The 24,965-nt window shown below is 56.1% G+C and carries 22 protein-coding genes; 17 read left to right on the top strand and 5 right to left on the bottom strand.

From position 1 onward, the window contains the following. Positions 1–10: 10 nt before the first annotated feature. The gene (locus tag DG357_RS22035; protein ID WP_059357708.1) at positions 11–1,531 is read right to left on the bottom strand and encodes a YifB family Mg chelatase-like AAA ATPase; all 1,521 of its coding nucleotides are present in this window, start codon (positions 1,529–1,531) and stop codon (positions 11–13) included. Between the two features lie 341 nt (positions 1,532–1,872). Between DG357_RS22035 and ilvL the strand changes: the two genes are divergently transcribed. The 7 genes from ilvL (at position 1,873) to ilvA (ending at position 8,423) form a co-directional block, all read left to right on the top strand. Continuing rightward, entirely contained in the window at positions 1,873–1,971 is a 99-nt protein-coding gene (gene ilvL, locus DG357_RS22030; protein ID WP_001311244.1) for an ilv operon leader peptide, read from the top strand. Positions 1,972–2,057: 86 nt separating this feature from the next. Further along, positions 2,058–2,108, top strand: a complete 51-nt coding sequence (gene ilvX / locus DG357_RS23065; RefSeq protein ID WP_166792073.1) for a peptide IlvX — start codon at positions 2,058–2,060, stop codon at positions 2,106–2,108. Positions 2,109–2,110: 2 nt separating this feature from the next. Continuing rightward, entirely contained in the window at positions 2,111–3,757 is a 1,647-nt protein-coding gene (gene ilvG / locus DG357_RS22025; RefSeq protein WP_088204695.1) for an acetolactate synthase 2 catalytic subunit, read from the top strand. Further along, positions 3,754–4,017, top strand: coding sequence for an acetolactate synthase 2 small subunit (ilvM, locus tag DG357_RS22020; RefSeq protein WP_003860184.1), 264 nt, complete (start codon positions 3,754–3,756; stop codon positions 4,015–4,017). Before ilvG ends, ilvM begins: the two co-directional genes overlap by 4 nt. Before the next feature lie 18 nt (positions 4,018–4,035). Then, entirely contained in the window at positions 4,036–4,965 is a 930-nt protein-coding gene (ilvE, locus tag DG357_RS22015) for a branched-chain-amino-acid transaminase (RefSeq protein WP_003860182.1), read from the top strand. Positions 4,966–5,025: 60 nt separating this feature from the next. Further along, the gene (gene ilvD, locus DG357_RS22010; protein WP_047366694.1) at positions 5,026–6,876 is read left to right on the top strand and encodes a dihydroxy-acid dehydratase; all 1,851 of its coding nucleotides are present in this window, start codon (positions 5,026–5,028) and stop codon (positions 6,874–6,876) included. Between the two features lie 2 nt (positions 6,877–6,878). Beyond that, on the top strand, positions 6,879–8,423 hold the full coding sequence (ilvA, locus tag DG357_RS22005; protein WP_088204713.1) for a threonine ammonia-lyase, biosynthetic: 1,545 nt from the start codon (positions 6,879–6,881) through the stop codon (positions 8,421–8,423). On the opposite strand, the gene ilvY is transcribed toward ilvA, so the two are convergent. Continuing rightward, entirely contained in the window at positions 8,420–9,310 is an 891-nt protein-coding gene (ilvY, locus tag DG357_RS22000; protein WP_088204696.1) for an HTH-type transcriptional activator IlvY, read from the bottom strand. The genes ilvA and ilvY overlap by 4 nt on opposite strands. Before the next feature lie 152 nt (positions 9,311–9,462). Between ilvY and ilvC the strand changes: the two genes are divergently transcribed. Continuing rightward, positions 9,463–10,938, top strand: a complete 1,476-nt coding sequence (gene ilvC, locus DG357_RS21995) for a ketol-acid reductoisomerase (RefSeq protein WP_088204697.1) — start codon at positions 9,463–9,465, stop codon at positions 10,936–10,938. 86 nt (positions 10,939–11,024) lie between these two features. On the opposite strand, the gene ppiC is transcribed toward ilvC, so the two are convergent. Next, positions 11,025–11,306 (bottom strand): peptidylprolyl isomerase PpiC, encoded by a 282-nt coding sequence (gene ppiC / locus DG357_RS21990; protein WP_004886861.1) that lies wholly within the window; start codon positions 11,304–11,306, stop codon positions 11,025–11,027. Between the two features lie 85 nt (positions 11,307–11,391). Here ppiC and rep point away from each other — a divergent pair, with 85 nt between their 5' ends. Continuing rightward, the gene (rep, locus tag DG357_RS21985) at positions 11,392–13,416 is read left to right on the top strand and encodes a DNA helicase Rep (protein WP_028014817.1); all 2,025 of its coding nucleotides are present in this window, start codon (positions 11,392–11,394) and stop codon (positions 13,414–13,416) included. Between the two features lie 51 nt (positions 13,417–13,467). Here rep and gppA read toward each other — a convergent pair whose 3' ends face one another. Beyond that, on the bottom strand, positions 13,468–14,952 hold the full coding sequence (gene gppA / locus DG357_RS21980) for a guanosine-5'-triphosphate,3'-diphosphate diphosphatase (RefSeq protein WP_088204698.1): 1,485 nt from the start codon (positions 14,950–14,952) through the stop codon (positions 13,468–13,470). Positions 14,953–14,958: 6 nt separating this feature from the next. Then, positions 14,959–16,227, bottom strand: a complete 1,269-nt coding sequence (rhlB, locus tag DG357_RS21975; protein WP_028014815.1) for an ATP-dependent RNA helicase RhlB — start codon at positions 16,225–16,227, stop codon at positions 14,959–14,961. Positions 16,228–16,371: 144 nt separating this feature from the next. Here rhlB and trxA point away from each other — a divergent pair, with 144 nt between their 5' ends. The 8 genes from trxA (at position 16,372) to rffA (ending at position 24,964) form a co-directional block, all read left to right on the top strand. Beyond that, positions 16,372–16,701, top strand: a complete 330-nt coding sequence (trxA, locus tag DG357_RS21970) for a thioredoxin TrxA (protein ID WP_006179218.1) — start codon at positions 16,372–16,374, stop codon at positions 16,699–16,701. 343 nt (positions 16,702–17,044) lie between these two features. Further along, positions 17,045–18,304 carry a transcription termination factor Rho gene (rho, locus tag DG357_RS21965; RefSeq protein WP_008501566.1) on the top strand — a complete coding sequence of 420 codons (1,260 nt, stop codon included), beginning with the start codon at positions 17,045–17,047 and terminating at the stop codon, positions 18,302–18,304. A 241-nt stretch (positions 18,305–18,545) separates the two neighbouring features. Then, entirely contained in the window at positions 18,546–19,649 is a 1,104-nt protein-coding gene (wecA, locus tag DG357_RS21960; protein WP_028014814.1) for a UDP-N-acetylglucosamine--undecaprenyl-phosphate N-acetylglucosaminephosphotransferase, read from the top strand. 13 nt (positions 19,650–19,662) lie between these two features. Beyond that, entirely contained in the window at positions 19,663–20,709 is a 1,047-nt protein-coding gene (gene wzzE / locus DG357_RS21955) for an ECA polysaccharide chain length modulation protein (protein WP_028014813.1), read from the top strand. 56 nt (positions 20,710–20,765) lie between these two features. Then, positions 20,766–21,896 (top strand): non-hydrolyzing UDP-N-acetylglucosamine 2-epimerase, encoded by a 1,131-nt coding sequence (wecB, locus tag DG357_RS21950; RefSeq protein ID WP_028014812.1) that lies wholly within the window; start codon positions 20,766–20,768, stop codon positions 21,894–21,896. Beyond that, positions 21,893–23,155 carry a UDP-N-acetyl-D-mannosamine dehydrogenase gene (gene wecC / locus DG357_RS21945; RefSeq protein ID WP_088204699.1) on the top strand — a complete coding sequence of 421 codons (1,263 nt, stop codon included), beginning with the start codon at positions 21,893–21,895 and terminating at the stop codon, positions 23,153–23,155. The genes wecB and wecC overlap by 4 nt, the downstream gene beginning before the upstream one ends. Beyond that, positions 23,152–23,829 carry a dTDP-4-amino-4,6-dideoxy-D-galactose acyltransferase gene (gene rffC / locus DG357_RS21940; protein WP_049138385.1) on the top strand — a complete coding sequence of 226 codons (678 nt, stop codon included), beginning with the start codon at positions 23,152–23,154 and terminating at the stop codon, positions 23,827–23,829. Before wecC ends, rffC begins: the two co-directional genes overlap by 4 nt. A gap of 4 nt (positions 23,830–23,833) precedes the next feature. Beyond that, a complete protein-coding gene (gene rffA / locus DG357_RS21935; protein ID WP_028014809.1) occupies positions 23,834–24,964 on the top strand; it encodes a dTDP-4-amino-4,6-dideoxygalactose transaminase in 1,131 nt (376 codons plus the stop codon). The last annotated feature ends 1 nt before the right edge of the window (position 24,965 follow it).

Below are 24,965 nucleotides of genomic sequence, written 5' to 3'. Positions count from 1 at the left end.
GCCCCTTTTTTTATGCCAGTAACTTTTGCAGATGCAAAAGCAAACGATCAATCGCCCGATAGCTCAGCGCTTCCTGCAAGTGTTTCCTCGCAATATCAGTACAGCCCTCCACGTCCGCAATGGTTCTGGCTACTTTTAACAAGCGCTGCCACGCACGTATGGAAAGCCCAAAGCGCGTCAACGTCTCCTCCAGCCAAGCCGCATCTTCAACGTTAAGAGAACAAAACTGTCGGATCCCTGCATTATCCAGTCGTGCATTCAGCCTGTTTTGACGGGCATACTGTCTCGCCTGTGCCGCGATAACCCGTTCGCGAACATGCGCGGAGCTTTCACCCAGTCTATCCGTCTGCCTGAGTAGGCCCGGCGGCGGAAGGGGGATTTCCAGTGATAAATCGAAACGGTCGAGAAACGGGCCAGACAGCTTTCCCAGATAGCGCAGCGTCTGCTCTGGCGTACAGCGGTTATGGTTGCCCTGATAATGCCCCGTCGGACTGGGGTTCATCGCCGCCACGAGCTGAAAACGGGCGGGATAGCTTATTTTGGCTCGCGTGCGTGAAATATGTATCTCACCGGATTCAATGGGCTCCCTCAGCGCATCCAGCACGCGGCGCTCAAACTCAGGCAACTCATCGAGAAACAGAATGCCATTGTGTGCCAGCGAGATCTCACCCGGCCCCGGAATAGACCCACCGCCGACCATTGCCGTCAGTGACGCGCTATGATGCGGGGAACGAAAGGGACGTCGACGCCACTGTTTGTGCAACGACGTCGAACCGATCAGGCTATAGATGGCGGCGCTTTCCAGCGCTTCATGGTTATTAAGCGGCGGGAGCAACCCGCTTAGCCTGCTCGCCAGCATGGTTTTGCCCGTACCCGGCGGGCCAATTAGCAGGAGATTGTGCCCACCCGCTGCCGTAATCTCCAGCGCCCGTTTCCCTTGCTCCTGTCCCATGATCTCGCTGAGGTCTTCTGGCGCATCCGCTATAGCCTCGTCGCACTCTTCCGGCTCGGACAGTTCATGGCGGCCTTCCAGCCAGGCGCACACTTCCTGAAGATGCCCGGCGATGAGACATCCCTTTTCTGCAATAAGACTCACTTCTGATGCGTTTTCATTGGCCACAACGATTTGCCGCCCTGCACGTATGGCTTCCAGCGCTCCCGATATCGCACCGGGAACGCCTCTCAGTGCGCCTGTGAGCGCGAGTTCACCCACGAACTCATACGAGCCTAGCCTGGTCGTATTAAGCTGCTCAGAAGCCGCGAGAAGCGCAATTGCGATAGGTAAATCGTATCGCCCACCCTCTTTGGGCAGGTCGGCGGGAGCAAGGTTGATGGTGATCTTCTTTGCGGGGAAGGTATAACCGCTGTTTATTATTGCGCTACGAACGCGGTCCCTGGCCTCTTTAACCGTGGTTTCAGGTAACCCGACAAGCGTGAGTCCAGGCAGCCCATTACTCAAATGAACCTCTACGGAAATAAGCGGAGCCTTTACCCCGAGAGCCGCTCGCGTATAAACAACTGACAGTGACATTTGTACTACCTCCTGGTCTGACTATGCCAGTGCCTGTTTTCTCTGTTTAGCGTCTTTTTACGTATTTACGCCGCCTGTTCAGAGATTTTCAGGGAGCATTGAAACCATTGCATCACCGTGGAAGCACACTCGCAAAATGTAAAAAGGCGCGCTTTAAGGGTTAGATCTGCAATAAAAAAATGAAAAATATTCACTTCCAAATTTCCTCATATAAAACAATGCGTTCACTAAATTTGGTTCGCTTGCTAACCAAATCCTTCATAAATAAATCTTGTGTTTGATTTAAAAACTGTGATAACTCTTTAGGTATTCCTTCGAACAAGATGCAAAAAGAACTGAAAATGACAGCCCTTCTACGAGTGATTAGCCTGGTCGTGATTAGCGTGGTGGTGATTATTATCCCACCGTGCGGGGCTGCACTTGGACGAGGAAAGGCTTAGAAATCAAGCCTTAACGAACTAAGACCCCCGCACCGAAAGGTCCGGGGGTTTTTTTATGACTAAAAAACTTAAATGAGGAGCAGAGAATGACGACTAGCACAAAATTCTGTTTCTCCAGATTCATGACGGGGAACTAACTATGAATGGGGCACAATGGGTAGTACATGCGTTGCGCGCGCAGGGAGTCGAAACCGTATTCGGTTATCCGGGTGGCGCAATTATGCCGATTTACGATGCACTGTATGACGGCGGCGTGGAACACCTCTTGTGCCGACACGAGCAGGGCGCAGCGATGGCAGCCATTGGTTATGCCCGCGCGACAGGTAAAACCGGTGTATGCATGGCGACCTCAGGTCCGGGCGCAACGAACCTGATCACCGGCCTGGCTGACGCGCTGCTCGATTCAGTCCCTGTCGTGGCGATTACCGGTCAGGTGGCCTCTCCGTTCATCGGCACCGATGCCTTCCAGGAAGTAGACGTCCTCGGCTTATCGCTGGCTTGCACCAAGCACAGCTTCCTCGTTCAGTCCCTCGAAGAGCTGCCGCGCGTGATGGCCGAAGCGTTCGAGATTGCCAGTTCAGGCCGTCCTGGCCCGGTTCTGGTAGATATCCCGAAAGATATCCAGGTTGCACCTGGCGATCTGGAGCCGCATTTCTCCACCGTGAAAAGCGACGATGCGTTTCCGCATGCAGAGGTTGAAGAGGCGCGTCAGATGATGGCGGAGGCGAAGCAGCCGATGCTGTACGTCGGCGGCGGGGTGGGTATGGCGCAGGCTGTTCCGGCGCTTCGCGCGTTCCTTGCAACCACGCAAATGCCCGCCACCTGCACCCTGAAAGGTCTGGGTGCGGTAGACGCGGACTACCCGTACTACCTCGGCATGCTGGGAATGCACGGCACTAAAGCGGCAAACCTGGCGGTGCAGGAGTGCGACTTGCTTATCGTCGCAGGCGCCCGTTTTGACGACCGCGTCACCGGCAAGCTGAATACCTTCGCGCCGAATGCCAAAGTGATCCATATGGATATCGACCCGGCGGAGATGAACAAACTGCGTCAGGCGCACGTGGCGTTGCAGGGCGATCTTAACGCGCTGTTACCGGCGCTGGAGCAGCCGCTGGATATCAACGCATGGCGTCAGCACACCGCAGACATGCGCGCTGAGCATGCCTGGCGTTACGACCACCCCGGCGATGCCATCTATGCACCGCTGCTGTTGAAGCAGTTGTCCGACCGTAAACCCGCCGACAGCGTGGTGACGACCGATGTGGGCCAGCATCAGATGTGGTCAGCCCAGCATATGACCTACACCCGCCCGGAGAACTTCATCACCTCCAGCGGCTTAGGCACGATGGGCTTTGGCCTGCCGGCAGCCGTAGGCGCACAGGTGGCCCGCCCGAACGATACCGTGATCTGTATCTCCGGTGACGGCTCCTTCATGATGAACGTTCAGGAGCTCGGCACCGTGAAGCGCAAGCAGTTACCGCTGAAGATCGTGTTGCTCGATAACCAGCGTTTAGGGATGGTTCGCCAGTGGCAGCAGCTGTTCTTCCAGGAGCGTTACAGCGAAACAACCCTGACCGATAACCCCGATTTCCTCACCCTGGCCAGCGCCTTCGGCATTCCTGGCCAGCACATCACCCGTAAAGACCAGGTTGAAGCGGCACTCGACACCATGCTGTCAAGCGAAGGGCCATACCTGCTTCATGTCTCAATCGACGAGCTTGAGAACGTCTGGCCGTTGGTACCGCCAGGTGCCAGTAACTCACAAATGCTGGAGAAATTATCATGATGCAACATCAGGTCGCCGTGCAGGCTCGCTTCAACCCGGAAACGTTAGAACGCGTATTGCGCGTGGTTCGCCACCGTGGCTTTCAGATTTGCTCTATGAATATGGAAACGGCCACCGACGCCCAGAACATCAGTATCGAATTAACCGTTGCCAGCCCGCGGCCGGTCGACTTACTGTTTAGTCAGTTATCAAAGCTGGTAGACGTTGCCCATGTTGCCATCTGCCAGAGCACAACCACATCACAACAAATCCGCGCTTGAGCGTGACAGGACGAAAAAATGACGACAAAAAAAGCTGATTACATTTGGTTCAATGGTGAGATGGTTCGCTGGGAAGACGCGAAAGTTCACGTGATGTCCCACGCGCTGCACTACGGTACCTCCGTGTTTGAAGGCATCCGTTGCTACGATTCTCACAAAGGGCCAGTGGTGTTCCGCCATCGCGAACACATGCAGCGTCTGCATGACTCAGCCAAAATTTATCGTTTCCCGGTCTCTCAAAGCGTTGATGAGCTGATGGAAGCCTGCCGCGAAGTGATTCGCCAGAACAAACTGACCAGCGCCTATATTCGCCCGCTGGTCTTCGTGGGTGATGTGGGCATGGGCGTGAACCCGCCGGCCGGTTACAACACTGATGTGATCATTGCTGCGTTCCCGTGGGGCGCCTACCTGGGCGCAGAAGCACTGGATCAGGGGATCGACGCAATGGTTTCTTCCTGGAACCGCGTGGCGCCAAACACCATCCCGACCGCCGCAAAAGCGGGCGGTAACTACCTCTCCTCACTGCTGGTCGGCAGCGAAGCGCGCCGCCACGGCTATCAAGAAGGCATCGCCCTCGACGTGAACGGCTACATCTCAGAAGGCGCGGGCGAAAACCTGTTTGAAGTAAAAGACGGCATTCTGTTTACCCCGCCGTTCACCTCTTCCGCGCTGCCGGGCATCACCCGTGATGCGATCATCAAGCTGGCGAAAGACCTCGGTATCGAAGTGCGCGAGCAGGTGCTGTCCCGCGAATCCCTCTACCTGGCAGACGAAGTGTTCATGTCCGGTACCGCGGCTGAAATCACGCCGGTTCGCAGCGTAGATGGTATCCAGGTGGGCGAAGGCCGCTGTGGTCCGGTGACCAAACGCATCCAGCAAGCCTTCTTCGGCCTCTTCACCGGCGAAACAGAAGACAAATACGGCTGGTTGGATCAGGTTAATCACTAAATATAAATGTGGGACGGCACGCACCGTCCCATTAAATAGTCAGACGGGAGTCAATAAAGCATGCCTAAGTATCGTTCAGCCACCACCACCCACGGCCGTAACATGGCGGGTGCCCGCGCACTGTGGCGCGCCACCGGAATGACCGACGCCGATTTCGGCAAGCCAATTATCGCCGTGGTGAACTCTTTCACCCAGTTTGTACCGGGCCATGTGCATCTGCGCGATCTCGGTAAGCTGGTTGCCGAGCAAATCGAAGCCTCCGGCGGCGTGGCGAAAGAGTTCAACACCATTGCGGTGGATGATGGTATCGCAATGGGCCACGGGGGAATGCTCTATTCACTGCCGTCGCGCGAGCTGATCGCCGACTCGGTGGAGTATATGGTCAACGCCCACTGCGCCGATGCGATGGTCTGTATCTCCAACTGCGACAAAATCACCCCGGGGATGCTGATGGCCTCCCTGCGCCTGAACATTCCGGTGATCTTCGTCTCCGGCGGTCCGATGGAGGCGGGTAAAACCAAGCTCTCCGACAAAATCATCAAGCTCGACCTGGTCGATGCGATGATCCAGGGCGCAGACCCGAAAGTCTCTGACGAGCAGAGCGATCAGGTGGAACGCTCTGCGTGCCCGACCTGCGGCTCCTGTTCCGGCATGTTCACGGCTAACTCCATGAACTGCCTGACCGAAGCGCTGGGCCTTTCCCAGCCGGGCAACGGCTCGCTGCTGGCGACCCACGCCGACCGTAAGCAGCTGTTCCTCAACGCCGGTAAACGTATCGTTGAGCTGACCAAACGCTACTACGAGCAGGACGATGCCAGCGCGCTGCCGCGCAATATCGCCAGTAAAGCGGCGTTCGAAAACGCCATGACGCTGGATATCGCCATGGGCGGCTCCACTAACACCGTTCTGCACCTGCTGGCCGCCGCGCAGGAAGCCGAAATCGACTTCACCATGAGCGACATCGACAAGCTCTCCCGCAAAGTGCCGCAGCTGTGTAAAGTCGCGCCGAGTACCCAGAAGTACCACATGGAAGACGTGCACCGCGCGGGTGGCGTCATCGGTATCCTGGGCGAGCTGGATCGCGCCGGGCTGCTGAACCGCGACGTGAAAAACGTCCTCGGCCTGACGCTGCCGGAATCGCTGGACCAGTACGACGTGATGCTGACCAAAGACGACGCGGTGAAAAAGATGTTCCGCGCCGGTCCGGCCGGTATTCGCACCACCCAGGCGTTCTCGCAGGATTGCCGCTGGGACACGCTGGATGACGATCGTGCTGAAGGCTGCATTCGCTCGCTGGAGCACGCCTACAGCAAAGACGGCGGTCTGGCGGTGCTGTACGGTAACTTTGCGGAAAACGGCTGCATCGTGAAAACCGCAGGCGTGGATGACAGTATCCTGAAATTCACCGGTCCGGCGAAAGTGTACGAAAGCCAGGACGAGGCGGTAGACGCCATCCTCGGCGGCAAAGTGGTGGAAGGCGACGTGGTTGTCATTCGCTACGAAGGGCCGAAAGGCGGCCCGGGCATGCAGGAGATGCTCTACCCGACCACCTTCCTGAAATCGATGGGCCTCGGTAAAGCCTGCGCGCTGATCACCGACGGGCGTTTCTCCGGCGGCACGTCTGGTCTCTCCATCGGCCACGTCTCCCCGGAAGCGGCAAGCGGCGGCAACATCGCGATCATCGAAGATGGCGACCTGATCGAAATCGACATTCCGAATCGCGGCATTCAGCTGAAGCTGAGCGACCAGGAGATTGCGGCCCGTCGTGAAGCGCAGGAAGCGCGCGGCGACAAAGCCTGGACGCCGAAAGATCGCCAGCGCGAAGTCTCCTTCGCCCTGCGCGCCTACGCGAGCCTTGCAACCAGTGCAGATAAAGGCGCGGTGCGCGATAAATCTAAACTTGGGGGCTAATGATGGCCGAGTCACAACCCTTATCCGCCGCCCCTGAGGGGGCGGAATACCTGAGAGCGGTGCTACGCGCGCCGGTCTATGAAGCTGTGCAGGTCACGCCCCTGCAAAAAATGGAAAAACTCTCCTCGCGCCTCGACAACGTCATTCTGGTGAAGCGTGAAGACAGGCAGCCGGTGCACAGCTTCAAGCTGCGCGGTGCCTACGCGATGATGGCCGGGCTGACGGATGAGCAGAAAGCGCGCGGCGTCATTACCGCGTCGGCGGGCAACCACGCCCAGGGCGTTGCCTTCTCCTCGGCCCGTCTGGGTCTGAAAGCGCTGATCGTGATGCCGGTTGCTACCGCGGACATCAAAGTCGACGCGGTGCGCGGTTTTGGCGGGGAAGTGCTGCTCCACGGCGCGAATTTTGACGAAGCCAAAGCCAAAGCGATTGAGCTGGCGCAGCAGCAGGGCTTCACCTGGGTGCCGCCGTTCGACCACCCGATGGTGATTGCCGGGCAGGGCACGCTGGCGCTTGAACTGCTGCAGCAGGATGCCCATCTCGACCGCGTCTTCGTCCCGGTGGGCGGCGGCGGGCTGGCCGCAGGCGTGGCGGTGCTGATTAAACAGCTGATGCCGCAGATCAAAGTCATCGCCGTTGAGGCGGAAGACTCTGCCTGCCTGAAGGCGGCGCTGGATGCCGGTCATCCGGTAGACCTGCCGCGCGTTGGGCTGTTTGCCGAGGGCGTGGCGGTGAAGCGCATTGGCGATGAAACCTTCCGTCTGTGTCAGGAGTATCTGGACGATATCGTCACCGTCGACAGCGACGCCATCTGCGCGGCAATGAAAGATCTGTTCGAAGATGTACGTGCGGTGGCGGAGCCGTCCGGCGCGCTGGCGCTGGCGGGGATGAAAAAATACATCGCCCAGCACAACATTCGCGGCGAGCGGCTGGCGCACGTGCTCTCTGGTGCGAACGTGAACTTCCACGGCCTGCGCTACGTTTCCGAGCGCTGCGAGCTGGGCGAACAGCGTGAAGCGCTGCTGGCGGTGACGATTCCGGAAGAAAAGGGCAGCTTCCTCAAGTTCTGCCAGCTTCTGGGGGGACGTTCGGTAACGGAGTTCAACTACCGCTTTGCCGATGCGAAAGATGCCTGCATTTTTGTCGGCGTGCGTCTGAGCCGTGGCGTGGAGGAGCGTAAAGAGATCCTCAGTCTGCTGCATGAAGGCGGCTACAGCGTGGTCGATCTGTCCGACGATGAAATGGCTAAGCTGCATGTGCGTTACATGGTTGGCGGTCGTCCCTCAAAGCCGCTCCAGGAACGCCTGTTCAGCTTCGAGTTCCCGGAATCACCGGGCGCGCTGCTCAAGTTCCTGCACACGCTGGGCACGCACTGGAACATCTCCCTGTTCCACTACCGCAGCCACGGCACCGACTACGGGCGCGTGCTGGCGGCGTTCGAACTGGGCGAGCACGAGCCGGATTTCGAAACGCGGCTGAACGAGCTGGGCTATGAGTGCCACGACGAAACCCATAACCCGGCGTTCAGGTTCTTTCTGGCTGGTTAGTGGTTCGGCAATATCGTCCAGAACGCATCAATAAGCGGCTCATGCAGCCGCTTTTTTTGTGCGCAAACGCCTAGCTCAAACGGCGTCTTCTCGTCGCTGCGCTCCAGAATCATCACGCGATTGCGCACCGGTTCCGGGCTGTTTTCCAGCACCACTTCCGGCAGCAGCGCCACGCCGCAGCCAAGCGCCACCATCGACACCATCGCCTCATGACCGCTAACGGTGGCGTAAATCGACGGATTGCTGATTTTCTGACGGCGGAACCACAGCTCGATGCGGCGGCGCACCGGCCCCTGATCGGCCATGATAAACGGCACCGTCGACCAGTCCGGTTTTTCTACCGATACCTGATTACGCACCGGGCAGGGCAGGGCCGGGGCAATCAGCACCACCGCCAGATTCTCCAGCATCGAGAACGCCACCGCGCCCGGCAGGGTTTCGGGTTTTCCGGCGATGGCGAGATCCGCTTCGCCGGTCACCACTTTTTCCATTGCGTCGGCGGCGTCGCCGGTGGTGAGCTTAATTTCAACCGACGGATGCGCTGCGCGGAAGCGGTCGAGAATGGGGGGCAGATGGCTGTAGGCGGCGGTCACGGAGCAAAAAATATGCAGCTCACCGGAGAGTGATGGCCCCTGCTGATCAATAGAGTGCCGCAGCTGCTGGTACTGTAACAGCGTCTGCTGGGCAAAGATGCGCAGCTCGTCGCCTGCTTCCGTAAGGGTAACGGTACGGTTATCGCGCACGAAAAGCGGCTGGCCGAGGTCTTCCTCGAGGCGCTGGATCTGGCGCGAAAGCGTGGACGGGCTGACGTGCATCGCCCGGGCGCTGCGGCCAAAGTGACGGCTTTCCGCCAGGTGCAGGAACATTTTTAGATCGCGTAAATCCACCGATTCCACTCCCTCTTTTTACATTGCAAAAATTGCAATGTGACGTTGTGAATATATCAATTTCCGCAATAAATTTCCTGTTGTAATGTGGGTACATTCTCGCTGAAACGCGAACCGAACAATAAGACACACAACATCACGAGGTATCACCCATGGCTAACTACTTTAATACACTGAACTTGCGCCAGCAGCTGGCGCAGCTGGGCAAATGCCGCTTCATGGCGCGCGATGAATTTGCCGATGGCGCAAGCTACCTTCAGGGTAAAAAAGTGGTCATCGTCGGCTGTGGCGCACAGGGTCTGAACCAGGGCCTGAACATGCGTGACTCCGGTCTGGATATCTCTTACGCCCTGCGTAAAGAAGCGATTGCCGAGAAGCGCGCTTCATGGCGTAAAGCGACTGAAAACGGCTTCAAAGTGGGTACCTATGAAGAGCTGATCCCGCAGGCGGACCTGGTCGTTAACCTGACGCCGGACAAGCAGCACTCTGACGTGGTGCGTTCCGTACAGCCGCTGATGAAAGACGGCGCCGCGCTGGGTTACTCCCACGGCTTCAATATCGTTGAAGTGGGCGAGCAGATCCGTAAAGACATCACCGTAGTGATGGTGGCGCCGAAGTGCCCGGGTACCGAAGTGCGTGAAGAGTACAAGCGTGGCTTCGGCGTGCCGACGCTTATCGCAGTTCACCCGGAAAACGATCCGAAAGGCGAAGGCATGGCGATTGCCAAAGCCTGGGCTGCGGCGACCGGCGGTCACCGCGCTGGCGTGCTGGAATCTTCCTTCGTTGCGGAAGTGAAATCTGACCTGATGGGCGAGCAGACCATTCTGTGTGGCATGCTGCAGGCGGGTTCTCTGCTTTGCTTCGACAAGCTGGTGGAAGAAGGTACCGACCCGGCATACGCAGAAAAACTGATTCAGTTCGGCTGGGAAACCATCACCGAAGCGCTGAAGCAGGGCGGCATTACGCTGATGATGGACCGTCTGTCCAACCCGGCAAAACTGCGTGCTTACGCGTTGTCTGAACAGCTGAAAACCATTATGGCACCGCTGTTCCAGAAACATATGGACGACATCATCTCCGGCGAATTCTCTTCCGGCATGATGGCGGACTGGGCCAACGACGACAAGAAACTGCTGACCTGGCGTGAAGAGACCGGTAAAACCGCGTTCGAAACCGCGCCGCAGTATGAAGGTAAAATCGGCGAGCAGGAGTACTTCGATAAAGGCGTACTGATGATTGCGATGGTGAAAGCAGGCGTTGAGCTGGCGTTCGAAACCATGGTGGATTCCGGCATCATCGAAGAGTCTGCGTACTACGAATCTCTGCACGAGCTGCCGCTGATCGCGAACACCATCGCCCGTAAGCGTCTGTACGAAATGAACGTGGTTATCTCTGATACCGCAGAATACGGTAACTATCTGTTCTCTTACGCCTGCGTACCGCTGCTGAAAGAGTTCATGACCACCCTGCAAGCAGGCGATCTGGGTAAAGCGATTGCGGAAGGTGCGGTAGACAACGCGCAGCTGCGCGACGTAAACGAAGCGATTCGCAGCCACCAGATCGAGAAAGTGGGCCACAAACTGCGTGGCTACATGACCGATATGAAACGTATTGCTGTAGCAGGTTAACAACCTTGTCGGGTGGCGCTTCGCTTACCCGACCTACAAAAACGTAAGATGTAGGCCGGGTAAGGCGCAGCCGCCACCCGGCTTTTTTATTTGCGATACAGCACTTTAATAATGTGATAACCGAACTGAGTATGCAGCGGACCTGTTGGCTCCAGCACCGGGCAGGAGAAGACCACTTTATCGAACGCCGGAACCATTTGACCCTGACGGAATTCGCCTAAATCGCCGCCACGCTTGCCTGACGGGCAAATAGAGTGCTTCTTCGCCAGTTTGCCGAAATCGGCGCCGTTTTTGATCTGCTCCAGAAGATCCAGAGCCAGTTTCTCTTCTTTAACAAGAATATGCAGTGCTGCTGCTGTTTTTGCCATGATCGTGCCTTGAGTGGTATGGATTAGGCTCGCTATACTACCACGCTGTTATTCTCCCCTCCTGACTTTCATTGAGCGATCATTTATGCGTCTAAATCCCGGACAACAACAAGCCGTCGAATTTGTAACCGGACCGTGTCTGGTGCTGGCGGGCGCAGGATCCGGTAAAACGCGCGTCATCACCAATAAGATTGCGCACCTGATCCGCGGCTGCGGCTATCAGGCCCGCCACATTGCGGCGGTTACCTTTACCAACAAAGCGGCGCGCGAGATGAAAGAGCGTGTTGGCCAGACGCTGGGGCGCAAAGAGGCGCGCGGGCTGATGATCTCTACCTTCCACACGCTGGGGCTGGATATCATTAAACGTGAATACGCCGCGCTGGGGATGAAATCCAACTTTTCGCTGTTCGATGACACCGACCAGGTGGCGTTGCTCAAAGAGCTCACCGAGGGGCTGATCGAGGATGATAAGGTGCTGTTGCAGCAGCTGATCTCAACGATCTCAAACTGGAAAAACGATCTGATGACCCCGGCCCAGGCTGCGGCGATCGCCAAAGGCGAACGGGATCGGATCTTTGCCCACTGCTATGGTCTGTACGACGCGCACATGAAAGCGTGCAACGTGCTGGACTTCGACGATCTGATCCTCTTACCGACGCTGCTTTTACAGCGAAATGAAGAGGTGCGCGAGCGCTGGCAGAATAAAATCCGCTACCTGCTGGTGGATGAATATCAGGACACCAACACCAGCCAGTACGAGCTGGTGAAGCTGCTGGTGGGGCAGCGCGCGCGCTTCACCGTGGTTGGCGATGATGACCAGTCAATTTACTCCTGGCGCGGCGCACGCCCGCAAAACCTGGTGCTTCTGAGCAAAGATTTCCCCGCGCTGCAGGTGATTAAGCTGGAGCAGAACTACCGTTCCTCCGGGCGCATCCTGAAGGCGGCAAACATCCTGATTGCCAATAACCCGCACGTTTTTGAAAAGCGTCTCTTCTCCGAACTTGGCTACGGTACGGAGCTGAAGGTGCTCAGCGCCAATAATGAAGAGCATGAGGCGGAGCGCGTGACGGGCGAACTGATCGCCCACCACTTCGTCAATAAAACCGAATACAAGGATTACGCGATCCTCTATCGCGGCAATCACCAGTCGCGCGTCTTTGAAAAGATGCTGATGCAGAACCGCATTCCGTACAAAATTTCCGGCGGCACTTCGTTCTTCTCGCGGCCAGAAATTAAAGATCTGCTGGCCTATCTGCGCGTGCTCACGAACCCGGATGACGACAGCGCGTTTCTGCGCATCGTGAATACACCAAAGCGCGAGATTGGTCCGGCGACGCTGCAAAAGCTAGGCGAATGGGCGATGACCCGCAATAAGAGCCTGTTTACCGCCAGCTTTGATATGGGGCTGAGCCAGACGCTGACGGGGCGCGGGTATGATAATTTAACCCGCTTCACCCACTGGCTGGGTGAAGTGCAGCGCCTGGCTGAGCGCGAGCCCGTGGCGGCGGTACGCGATCTGATCCACGGCATTGACTACGAATCCTGGCTGTACGAAACCTCTGCCAGTCCGAAAGCGGCAGAAATGCGTATGAAAAACGTTAACCAGCTTTTTAGCTGGATGACCGAAATGCTGGAAGGCTCTGAGATAGATGAGCCGATGACGTTAACGCAGGTGGTCACCCGCTTTACCCTGCGCGACATGATGGAGCGCGGCGAGAGCGAAGAAGAGGCCGACCAGGTTCAGCTGATGACGCTGCATGCGTCAAAAGGGCTGGAGTTCCCGTATGTGTATCTGGTCGGTATGGAAGAAGGTTTATTGCCGCACCAGAGCAGCATTGATGAAGATAATGTCGACGAGGAACGCCGTCTGGCCTACGTGGGGATCACCCGCGCGCAAAAGGAGCTGACGTTCACGCTCTGTAAAGAGCGCCGTCAGTACGGTGAACTCGTGCGCCCGGAACCCAGCCGTTTCCTGCTGGAACTGCCGCAGGACGATCTGATCTGGGAACAGGAGCGCAAAGTGATTACCGCGGAAGAGCGGATGCACAAAGGACAGGCTAACGTGGCGAACATTCGCGCCATGTTGGCAAAAGCCAAAGAGAAGGGATAATGATGAGTAGGCCGGGTAAGGCTAAGCCGCCACCCGGCAGTGTTCAGCGTATTACTTCACCTCAAGCACCCAGTGCACATAGCTCTGCCACTGGCACTCCTGCTCGATCATCTCTGCCCCAAGCGGGTGATTCTCAATCCAGTTTTCCGGCAGCGTCAGCGTCAGCTTCTCATCATCGGCTAGCAGATTAATGGCGGGTAACAAATCATCGCGGCGGCGGCTGGCAAACAGAATTGCCAGACGCAGCAGGCGACACAGATGCTCGGCCACGCGCGGCGGTACGGCATTTTGCTGATGCAAAGAGGAGAGATCGATGGCGTTGGTCTGGTTCAGCAGCAGCGTTGCCAGCAGCTTTTTCTGTGCGGGCGTGTAGCCCGGTAAATCCAGGTTGCGCACCAGATACGCTGCGTGAGCAGGTGCCTGCTTAAAATCTATGCTGAGCCCCACCTCGTGCAGCGCACAGGCGCTCAGCAATAAATCGCGGCTCAGATGATCAAGATCCCAGGCGTTAGCGACCTGGTCGGCAAAGCGTGATGCCAGCTGTGATACGCGGCCAGCCTGATCGATGTCAACCAGAAAACGACGCTGGACGTTGCGCAGCGTACGGTTGCGGATGTCCTGATCCACCGACAGATGCAGCATCCCGTAGACCAGACCTTCGCGCAGCGCGCCGCCGGCCAGGGTCATACACTGGATATTTAATTCGGTGAATATGGCGATCAGAATGGCCAGCCCGCTTGGGAAAACCAGGGCTCGTTCCAGCGTCAGGCCTTCAATTTCCAGCTCTTCCAGACGTCCGCACTGAATGGCACGCTGTTTAAGCTGCTGAAGTTTGGCAAGCGTGATCCGCTCGTCCATGCCCTGCGCCATCATGATTTCCTGCAGGGCCTGCACGGTACCCGAAGCCCCGACGCAGACTTTCCAACCGTGATAGCGCAGTTCGTCCATTACCGGGCGTAGCACTGCGCGCGCGGCGTTTTCCGCCTCGTCGAAGTTCTCTTTACCCAGATTCCGGTCAGTAAAGTAACGTTCAAGCCAGGTCACGCAGCCCATCGACAGGCTGAACAGCGACGTCGCCTGCGCGCCGGTGCCGGTTACCAGTTCGGTACTGGCACCGCCGATATCCACCACCAGACGGTGATCGTCACCCCCGGTGGTGTGGGCAACGCCCTGGTAGATCAGGCGTGCTTCTTCTTCACCGCTGATAACCTGAACCGGACACCCCAGAATTTCCTGCGCTTTGGCAATAAAATCTACGGCGTTAACCGCCAGTCTGAGCGTCGCTGTGGCGACAACGGTGATTTGAGCATGCGGGATATCCTGCAGACGCTCAGCAAAGAGCCGCAGGCATTGCCAGCCACGTTCCATGGCTTCAGGCGAGAGGTAATTATCACTGCTCAGGCCCGCCGCGAGGCGGACCTTGCGCTTAATGCGCGTCAGCGTTTGTATGCTTCCCGCCACCTCACGCACAACCAGCATATGAAAACTATTCGAACCGAGATCAATTGCCGCATAGAGCGAGGTGGAGCTGAGCATAATGTATTAACCTGAACGACGACGATTACGCGGTGCGCCGCCTGAACGACGCGGACCATTGCCGGAGCGCGGGCGGGAAAGACGCTTAGGCGGCGGCAGTTCGCTTAACAGCGCTTCCGGATTGTATTTACTCTGCGGAATAGAGTGACCGATGTAGGTCTCAATGGCTGGAAGATTCAGCGCATACTCTTCACACGCAAGGCTAATTGAGTGACCGCTTGCGCCCGCACGACCGGTACGACCGATACGGTGTACGTAGTCTTCGCAGTCGTCTGGCAGATCGTAGTTAAAGACGTGCGTCACGGCCGGAATGTGTAAACCACGTGCCGCCACATCGGTTGCGACCAGAATATCAAGATCGCCACGGGTGAACTCGTCGAGGATACGAAGGCGTTTTTTCTGCGCCACGTCGCCGGTCAACAGGCCAACACGGTGGCCGTCGGCAGCCAGATGGCCCCAGATGTCTTCACAGCGGTGTTTAGTGTTCGCGAAGATAATGGCGCGATCGGGCCACTCTTCTTCAATCAACGTTTGCAGCAGACGCATTTTCTCTTCATTGGAAGGATAGAAGAGCTCTTCTTTAATGCGGTGGCCCGTTTTCTGCTCCGGCTCCACTTCCACATACTCGGCGTTGTTCATCTGCTCGAACGCCAGCTCGCGTACGCGATAAGAAAGGGTGGCAGAGAACAGCATGTTCAGGCGCTGATTTGCCGGCGGCATGCGGCGGAACAGCCAGCGGATATCTTTAATGAAGCCCAGATCGTACATGCGGTCAGCTTCATCAAGCACCACAACCTGGATGGCGCCGAGGTTGATATGGTTCTGTTTGGCGTAGTCGATAAGACGGCCGGTGGTCCCAATCAGGATATCCACGCCGCTTTCCAGCACTTTCAGCTGCTTATCGTAGCCGTCGCCGCCATAGGCCAGGCCAAGCTTCAGACCAGTAGCCTGTGCCAGGGGTTCAGCGTCTGCATGGATCTGTACCGCCAGTTCTCGCGTCGGGGCCATAATTAGCGCGCGCGGCTGGTTAACTTTGCGGTCTGCAATCGCTGGGTGAGAAAGTAAATAATGGAACGTTGACGTTAAAAACGCCATCGTTTTGCCGGTACCGGTTTGCGCCTGCCCTGCAACATCGCGACCGGCCAGCGTCAGCGGCAGGGCGAGAGCCTGAATGGGCGTGCAGTTATGAAACCCTTTTGTTTCAAGGGCTTCGATCACTTTTGGGTGCAGGGCGAAGTCGGAAAACTTCTGTTCTGTTAAATGTGTTTTGCTCATAGTGTGGTAGAATATCAGCTTACTATTGCTTTACGAAAGCGTATCCGGTGAAATAAAGTCAACCTTTAGTTGGTTAATGCGACATCAACACGTCGTTGGTGGAGACAAAACCAACGTACCAGGCTTATTCCTGTGGAGTTATATATGAGCGATAAAATTATTCACCTGACTGACGACAGTTTTGACACGGACGTACTTAAGGCTGACGGGCTGATCCTCGTCGATTTCTGGGCTGAATGGTGTGGTCCTTGCAAAATGATCGCCCCGATTCTGGATGAGATCGCTGACGAATATCAGGGCAAACTGACGGTTGCCAAGCTGAACATCGACCAGAACCCGGGCACCGCACCGAAATACGGTATCCGTGGCATCCCGACCCTTCTGCTGTTCAAAAACGGCGAAGTGGCGGCGACCAAAGTGGGCGCGCTGTCCAAAGGTCAGCTGAAAGAGTTCCTGGACGCTAACCTGGCGTAAGGTTCTCCGCTGTGCGTCCAGAGCCCCCGGCTAAATGATGTGGAACTCTGGACGCCCGGCTGAAGTCGTGCTAAGTTAGCTATGACTTCGTTTTAAACATATCTATTGTTTGAATCTTGTTTTACCCGATACTTCCCTTTGTTGACATGAACAATGCGTGAAGTGGCTAAATTCCGGGCTTGTCACTCAATCCGTCTTGTCGTTTCAGTTCTGCGTTCTTTCCCTGTGACCAGACAGCGAACAGACATGAGGTGATGGCCGCTAAACAGGCATGGATGACCCTGCCATACCATTCACAACATTAAGTTCGAGAATCACTCCGAGTTTAAGAACCCACACCATTATGAATCTTACCGAATTAAAGAATACGCCGGTTTCTGAGCTGATCACTCTCGGCGAAAATATGGGACTGGAAAACCAGGCTCGTATGCGCAAGCAGGACATCATTTTCGCCATCCTGAAGCAGCACGCTAAGAGTGGCGAAGATATCTTTGGCGACGGTGTGCTGGAGATATTGCAAGACGGATTTGGTTTCCTCCGCTCTGCAGACAGCTCCTACCTCGCCGGCCCTGACGACATCTACGTATCCCCCAGCCAAATCCGCCGTTTCAACCTCCGCACTGGTGACACCATTTCAGGTAAGATTCGTCCTCCTAAAGAGGGTGAACGCTACTTTGCGCTGTTGAAAGTCAATGAAGTTAACTTCGATAAACCAGAAAACTCGCGTAACAAGATCCTCTTTGAGAACTTAACGCCTCTGCACGCGAACTCTCGCCTGCGCATGGAGCGTGGTAACGGTTCTACCGAAGACTTAACCGCGCGCGTCCTGGATCTGGCATCGCCAATCGGTCGCGGCCAGCGTGGTCTGATTGTGGCCCCGCCGAAAGCGGGTAAAACCATGCTGCTGCAGAACATCGCGCAGAGCATTGCCTACAACCACCCAGACTGCGTGCTGATGGTGCTGCTGATTGACGAACGTCCGGAAGAAGTGACCGAGATGCAGCGTCTGGTTAAAGGTGAAGTGGTTGCTTCTACCTTCGACGAGCCAGCATCTCGCCACGTTCAGGTTGCGGAAATGGTTATCGAGAAGGCGAAACGCCTGGTTGAGCACAAGAAAGACGTGATCATCCTGCTTGACTCCATTACCCGTCTGGCGCGTGCCTACAACACCGTGGTGCCAGCTTCCGGTAAAGTGTTGACCGGTGGTGTGGACGCTAACGCCCTGCACCGTCCAAAACGCTTCTTCGGTGCGGCACGTAACGTGGAAGAGGGCGGCAGCCTGACCATCATCGCAACGGCGCTGATCGATACCGGCTCCAAAATGGACGAGGTTATCTACGAAGAGTTTAAAGGTACAGGTAACATGGAACTGCACCTCTCTCGTAAGATCGCTGAAAAACGCGTCTTCCCGGCTATCGATTACAACCGTTCCGGTACCCGTAAGGAAGAGCTGCTCACCACCCAGGAAGAGCTGCAGAAAATGTGGATCCTGCGCAAAATCATCCATCCAATGGGTGAAATTGACGCGATGGAGTTCCTCATTAACAAACTGGCGATGACCAAAACCAACGACGATTTCTTCGACATGATGAAACGCTCGTAACGCAAATAAAGCCAGCGAACGCCACGTTTTTACGTGGCGTTTTTCTTTTATGGACTATACGCTAGTATCGCCTACTCCCAATTTTGACCGGTCAGTGCGACAATAAGATAATTCGCACAGTAAAAACATTAATAGCTTGAATAATAAACAAATGGAATTGTAAGAGGTTTGCTTTATAACTTCAGGCGCGGCCCCTTGATGGTTATACTTCCTTGACTAACATTTGTTGAGAACATCCATTGTGAACCTACTTGATACGTTTACTGAACTAACCAGTATTTTCTTGTTTACCACCTGCTTTTTGTTTCTGGCACGTAAGGTTGCAAAATATCTGGGCTTAGTGGATAAACCCAACTTCCGTAAACGTCATCAAGGCATGATCCCTCTGGTCGGTGGCATCTCTGTTTTTGCGGGGATCTGCTTCACTTTTGCTATTGCAGATTACTATATTCCGCATGCCAGGCTTTATCTCATATGCTCAACAGTTCTTGTTGTGATTGGTGCGCTGGACGATAGATACGACATCAGCGTCAAAATCCGCGCTTTCGTTCAGGCAGCTGTCGCTATTGCAATGATGGTGTTTGCTAAGTTGCACCTGAGTAGCCTGGGCTATATTTTCGGGGCCTGGGAGATGGAACTCGGCCCATTCGGCTATTTCCTGACACTTTTTGCCGTGTGGGTGGCGATTAACGCGTTCAACATGGTTGACGGTATTGATGGTTTGCTTGGTGGCCTGTCCTGCGTCTCATTTGCCGCCATTGGTTTCATTTTATGGTTCGATGGGCAATACAGCCTTGCTATGTGGTGTTTCGCCATGATTGCTGCCATCCTGCCTTATATCCTGTTAAATCTCGGCGCATTGGGCCGACGCTATAAAGTCTTCATGGGCGATGCGGGTAGCACGCTTATCGGCTTTACTGTCATTTGGATCTTGCTGGAAACCACTCAGGGCGATGTGCATCCCATCAGCCCGGTAACGGCGCTATGGATTATTGCCATCCCCTTAATGGATATGGTTGCGATTATGTATCGCCGCTTGCGTAAAGGAATGAGTCCATTCTCTGCTGACCGTCAGCACATTCATCATTTGATCATGCGAGCCGGATTCACTTCCCGGCAGGCATTTGTGCTTATTACGCTGGCGGCTGCTATTCTAGCGGGGATTGGCGTGACGGCGGAATATACGCACTTTGTGCCTGAGTGGGCCATGTTGGTATTGTTCTTGCTAGCATTTTCTCTCTACGGCTACTGCATTAAGCGCGCATGGAAGGTGGCGCGATTCATTAAACGTATTAAGCGCAGGATGCGACGTAACAGTAGCAAAAACACAACATTAACTAAGTAAAACCGGGACTATGATGACTCAACCGTTGGCGGGAGCGAAATCAGTGGTAACAGAGAATGAACTGGACATTCGGGGTTTGTTTCGCGTGTTATGGGCAGGCAAACTTTGGATTGTGGGGATCGCGCTGGGGTTTGCACTGTTAGCGCTAGCCTACACGTTCTTTGCAAAACAGGAGTGGAGCGCCACGGCAATCACGGACAGACCCACGGTTAACATGCTCGGAGGATACTACTCCCAGCAGCAGTTCCTGCGAAACCTGGATATTAAAGCCAGCCTTGCCACCCCGGACCAGGCTTCCGTTATGGATGAGGCCTACAAAGAGTTTGTGATGCAGCTGGCCTCGTGGGATACGCGCCGCGATTTCTGGTCCCAGACGGATTACTTCAAGCAGCGTCGGGTTGATAACACCAAAGCCGATGCCGCGCTGCTGGACGACCTGATTAACAATATTCAGTTCATGCCGGGCGACGTGCTGCGTAACGTCAACGACAGCGTCAAGCTGATTGCCGAAACCGCACCGGATGCAAACAACCTGTTGCGCCAGTACGTCGCGTTTGCCAGCCAGCGTGCCGCAAGCCATCTGAATGAAGAGCTTAAAGGCGCCTGGGCAGCCCGCACTATCCAGATGAAGGCGCAGGTCAAACGTCAGGAAGAGGTGGCAAACGCCATTTTTGCGCGCCGCGTGCATAACATTCAGCAGGCGCTGAAAATTGCGGAACAGCACAACATTTCCCGCACTGAGACGGATGTTCCGGCTGATGAATTGCCTGATTCTGAAATGTTCCTTCTTGGTCGCCCAATGCTGCAGGCGCGTCTGGAAAACCTGCAGGCCGTTGGGCCTGATTTTGATCTCGACTACGATCAAAACCGCGCGATGCTTAACACGCTTAATGTCGGTCCCTCCCTGGACCCGCGTTTTCAGACCTATCGTTATTTGAGAACGCCTGAAGAACCTGTAAAACGCGACAGTCCGCGCCGCGCATTCCTGATGATCATGTGGGGTATTGTGGGTGCACTCGTTGGTGCTGGCGTGGCGTTAACGCGTCGTCGTACAAACTAAGAACGCCGTTTACGATGAAGGCTGCGGCCTTCATCGCCTAATCGAAGAGAATCGATGTGAAAGTACTTACCGTATTTGGCACCAGGCCGGAGGCCATTAAGATGGCGCCTCTGGTTCATGCGCTGGCCAGCGATCCTGATATTGAAGCGAAGGTCTGCGTCACGGCCCAGCACCGTGAGATGCTCGATCAGGTCCTAACCCTCTTTTCCATCGTCCCGGATTACGACCTTAATATTATGAAGCCGGGACAGGGATTGACGGAAATAACCTGCCGCATTCTGCAGGATCTCAAGCCGATCCTGGAGTCATTCAAGCCCGACGTCGTGCTGGTGCACGGGGATACCACGACGACGATGGCAACAAGCCTGGCCGCGTTTTACCAGCGTATTCCCGTCGGCCATGTTGAAGCGGGTCTGCGCACCGGCAATCTTTATTCTCCGTGGCCGGAAGAGGCCAACCGTACGCTTACCGGGCATCTGGCGATGTACCATTTTGCGCCAACCGAGAACTCTCGCCAGAACCTGCTGCGTGAAAATGTCGCCGATAACAACATCTTTGTGACCGGCAATACGGTCATTGACGCGTTGATTTGGGTACGCGATCGCGTGCTGGCAAACAGCGATCTGCAGAAAGAACTCGCTGCCCGCTATCCTTTCCTGAATAACGGCAAAAAAACCATTCTGGTCACTGGCCACCGTCGCGAAAGCTTTGGTCGGGGCTTTGAGCAAATCTGTCACGCGCTGGCTGAAATCGCCGCGCAGAACGACGATGTGCAAATTGTCTATCCGGTACACCTTAACCCTAACGTCAGCGAGCCGGTCAACCGCATCCTGGGACACGTCGAAAACGTCCTGCTGATTGAACCGCAGGACTACATGCCGTTTGTCTGGCTGATGAACCACGCCTGGCTGATTCTCACCGATTCCGGTGGGATTCAGGAAGAAGCGCCCTCTCTTGGCAAGCCGGTGCTGGTGATGCGTGAAACCACTGAACGTCCGGAAGCGGTTAAAGCCGGGACAGTGCGTCTTGTCGGCACCAACGCACAGCTCATCGTCGAAGAGGTCACGCGCCTTCTGCACGACGATGAAGCGTATCAGGCGATGAGCCGGGCCCACAATCCCTACGGAGACGGGCAGGCTTGTGGCCGTATTTTGCAAGCACTTAAACACAATCGGGTATCGCTATGAGTTTTACTACCATCTCTGTCATTGGTCTTGGCTACATTGGCCTGCCTACTGCGGCGGCATTCGCCTCCCGTCAAAAGCAGGTTGTTGGTGTGGATATCAACGCACGTGCGGTAGAAACCATTAATCGTGGCGAAATTCATATTGTGGAGCCCGATCTTGACCGCGTGGTGAAAGAGGCGGTTGATGGCGGCTTCCTGCGCGCCAGCACGACGCCAGTGGAAGCGGATGCCTACCTGATTGCCGTTCCAACGCCCTTTAAAGGCGATCACGAGCCCGATATGGTCTACGTCGAGGCGGCGGCAAAATCTATTGCCCCCGTGCTCAAGAAAGGGGCGCTGGTAATTCTGGAGTCGACTTCTCCCGTCGGCGCTACCGAGCAGATGGCGCAGTGGCTGGCCGATGCGCGTCCTGATTTACGCTTCCCGCAGCAGGCCGGTGAGCAGGCGGAGATCAACATCGCCTACTGCCCGGAGCGCGTGCTGCCGGGGCAGGTGATGGTCGAACTGATTAAAAACGACCGGGTGATAGGCGGCATGACTCCGGTCTGTTCTGAACGCGCCAGCGCGCTGTACAAGATTTTCCTGGAAGGCGAATGCGTGGTAACCAACTCCCGCACCGCTGAGATGTGCAAGCTGACGGAAAACAGCTTCCGTGACGTTAACATCGCCTTCGCAAACGAACTGTCGCTGATCTGTGCCGATCAGGGGATTAACGTCTGGGAGTTAATCCGCCTGGCGAATCGACATCCGCGCGTCAACATTCTCCAGCCTGGCCCAGGGGTGGGCGGTCACTGTATCGCCGTCGATCCGTGGTTTATCGTGGCGCAGAACCCGGCGCAGGCGCGCCTGATTCGCACCGCGCGTGAAGTGAACGATAGCAAACCTCACTGGGTGCTCAACCAGGTTAAAGCGACGGTAGCGGATTGTCTGGCAGAGAGCGGCAAGCGCGCCAGCGAGCTGAAAATTGCCTGCTTTGGTCTGGCATTTAAACCCAATATTGACGATCTGCGCGAAAGCCCGGCGATGGAAATTGCTGAGATGATTGCCGAATGGCATAAGGGCGAAACGCTGGTGGTCGAGCCAAATATTCATGAACTGCCGGCAAAACTGGCGGGGCACTGCACGCTGACGGCACTCAATGACGCGCTGGCGACGGCGGACGTGCTGGTGCTGCTGGTGGACCATAAAGAGTTTAAAGCCACGCCTGGTGACGCGGTGCGTCAACAGTATGTGGTTGATACCAAAGGCGTCTGGCGTTGAGTGCACTCCACGGCGTGCTGGAATCCCTTGAGTGGGAAAGCGCATTTTTTGCCCGCCCCTCGGCGATAGTCCGCTGGCGCGAGAATGCGCCCGCCCTGCAGGAAGTGGACTTCAGCGCCTGGCAGCGCGTGCAGGCTAAGATCCCGGCGGACCGTGCCGACCTGCTTGACGCGCTCCAGCAACACGGTTTTCAACTGGTTGAAGGCGAGGTAGACCTTTCCATCACCCTCACCCGGCACGATGCGTCCGGCGCGGAAATTGCAACGGAACAGGACATTCCTGTGCTGCGCCAGATGGCGGCCCGGGCGTTTGCGCAAAGCCGCTTTCGCACGCCCTGGTATGCGCCTGACGATAGCGGACGTTTCTATGCCCAGTGGGTAGAGAATGCGGTCAAAGGTACCTTTGACCACGTCTGCCTGATTTTCCGTGCAGCGAACGGCCAGATTCAGGGATTTGTCTCGCTGCGCAAGCTTAACGAGCGCGAGGCGCGTATTGGCTTATTAGCCGGGCGCGGCATGGGAGAGAAACTCATGCAGGCGGCGCTGCACTGGGCGCAGCTGCAGCAGGTTGAGACGCTGCGGGTGGCGACCCAGGTGGGCAACACCGCCGCGCTTAAACGTTATATTGCGAGTGGTGCCAACATCGACGCCACCGCCTACTGGTTATACAGGTGACAAGATGATTCCATTTAACGCACCACCCGTCGTGGGAACCGAGCTCGACTATATGCAGTCTGCCATGGGCAGCGGCAAACTCTGCGGTGACGGCGGTTTTACCCGTCGCTGTCAGCAGTGGATGGAGCAGCGTTTTCGCAGTGCTAAAGTGCTGCTGACCCCGTCCTGCACGGCATCGCTGGAAATGGCGGCCCTGCTGCTGGATATCCAGCCCGGTGATGAAGTGATCATGCCGAGCTATACCTTCGTCTCTACCGCGAATGCATTTGTCCTGCGCGGAGCGAAAATCGTCTTTGTGGATATCCGCCCGGACACCATGAACATTGATGAGACGCTGATTGAAGCGGCGATCACCGACAAAACACGTGCGATTGTGCCAGTTCACTACGCGGGCGTGGCCTGTGAAATGGACACCATCATGGCAATCGCCAAAAAGCACAACCTGTTTGTGGTAGAAGATGCCGCGCAGGGCGTGATGTCCACCTACAAGGGGCGCGCGCTGGGCACTATCGGCCACATCGGCTGCTTCAGCTTCCACGAAACGAAAAACTACACTGCCGGCGGTGAGGGCGGTGCGACGCTGATTAACGATCGTGCCCTGGTTGAGCGTGCGGAAGTGATCCGTGAAAAAGGCACCAACCGCAGCCAATTCTTCCGCGGTCAGGTTGATAAGTACACCTGGCGCGATATCGGCTCAAGCTATCTGATGGCCGACCTGCAGGCAGCGTACCTGTGGGCACAGCTGGAAGCGGCAGAGCGAATTAATCTCCAGCGCCTGTCCCTGTGGCAAACCTATTACGATGCGCTTGAGCCGCTGGCAAAAGCCGGACGTATTGAGCTGCCAACCATTCCGGCCGATTGCGTCCACAACGCGCACATGTTTTACATCAAGCTGCGCGATAACGACGATCGCAGCCAGCTCATCGCCTGGCTGAAAGAGGCCGAAATTATGGCGGTCTTCCACTATATTCCGCTGCACTCCAGCCCGGCGGGCGAAGCGTTTGGGATTTTCGCAGGGGAAGACCGTTACACCACGAAAGAAAGTGAGCGTTTGCTTCGCCTGCCACTGTTCTTCAACCTCGCGCCAGTTAACCAGCGTACGGTGATCAATACCCTTCTGAGCTATTTCGGCTGAT

The sequence above is a fragment of the Enterobacter bugandensis genome, from assembly GCF_900324475.1.
GTDB lineage: Bacteria > Pseudomonadota > Gammaproteobacteria > Enterobacterales > Enterobacteriaceae > Enterobacter > Enterobacter bugandensis.
The sequence above is the reverse complement of the archived record's forward strand: the minus strand, read 5'-3'. Positions and strand labels throughout refer to the sequence as shown.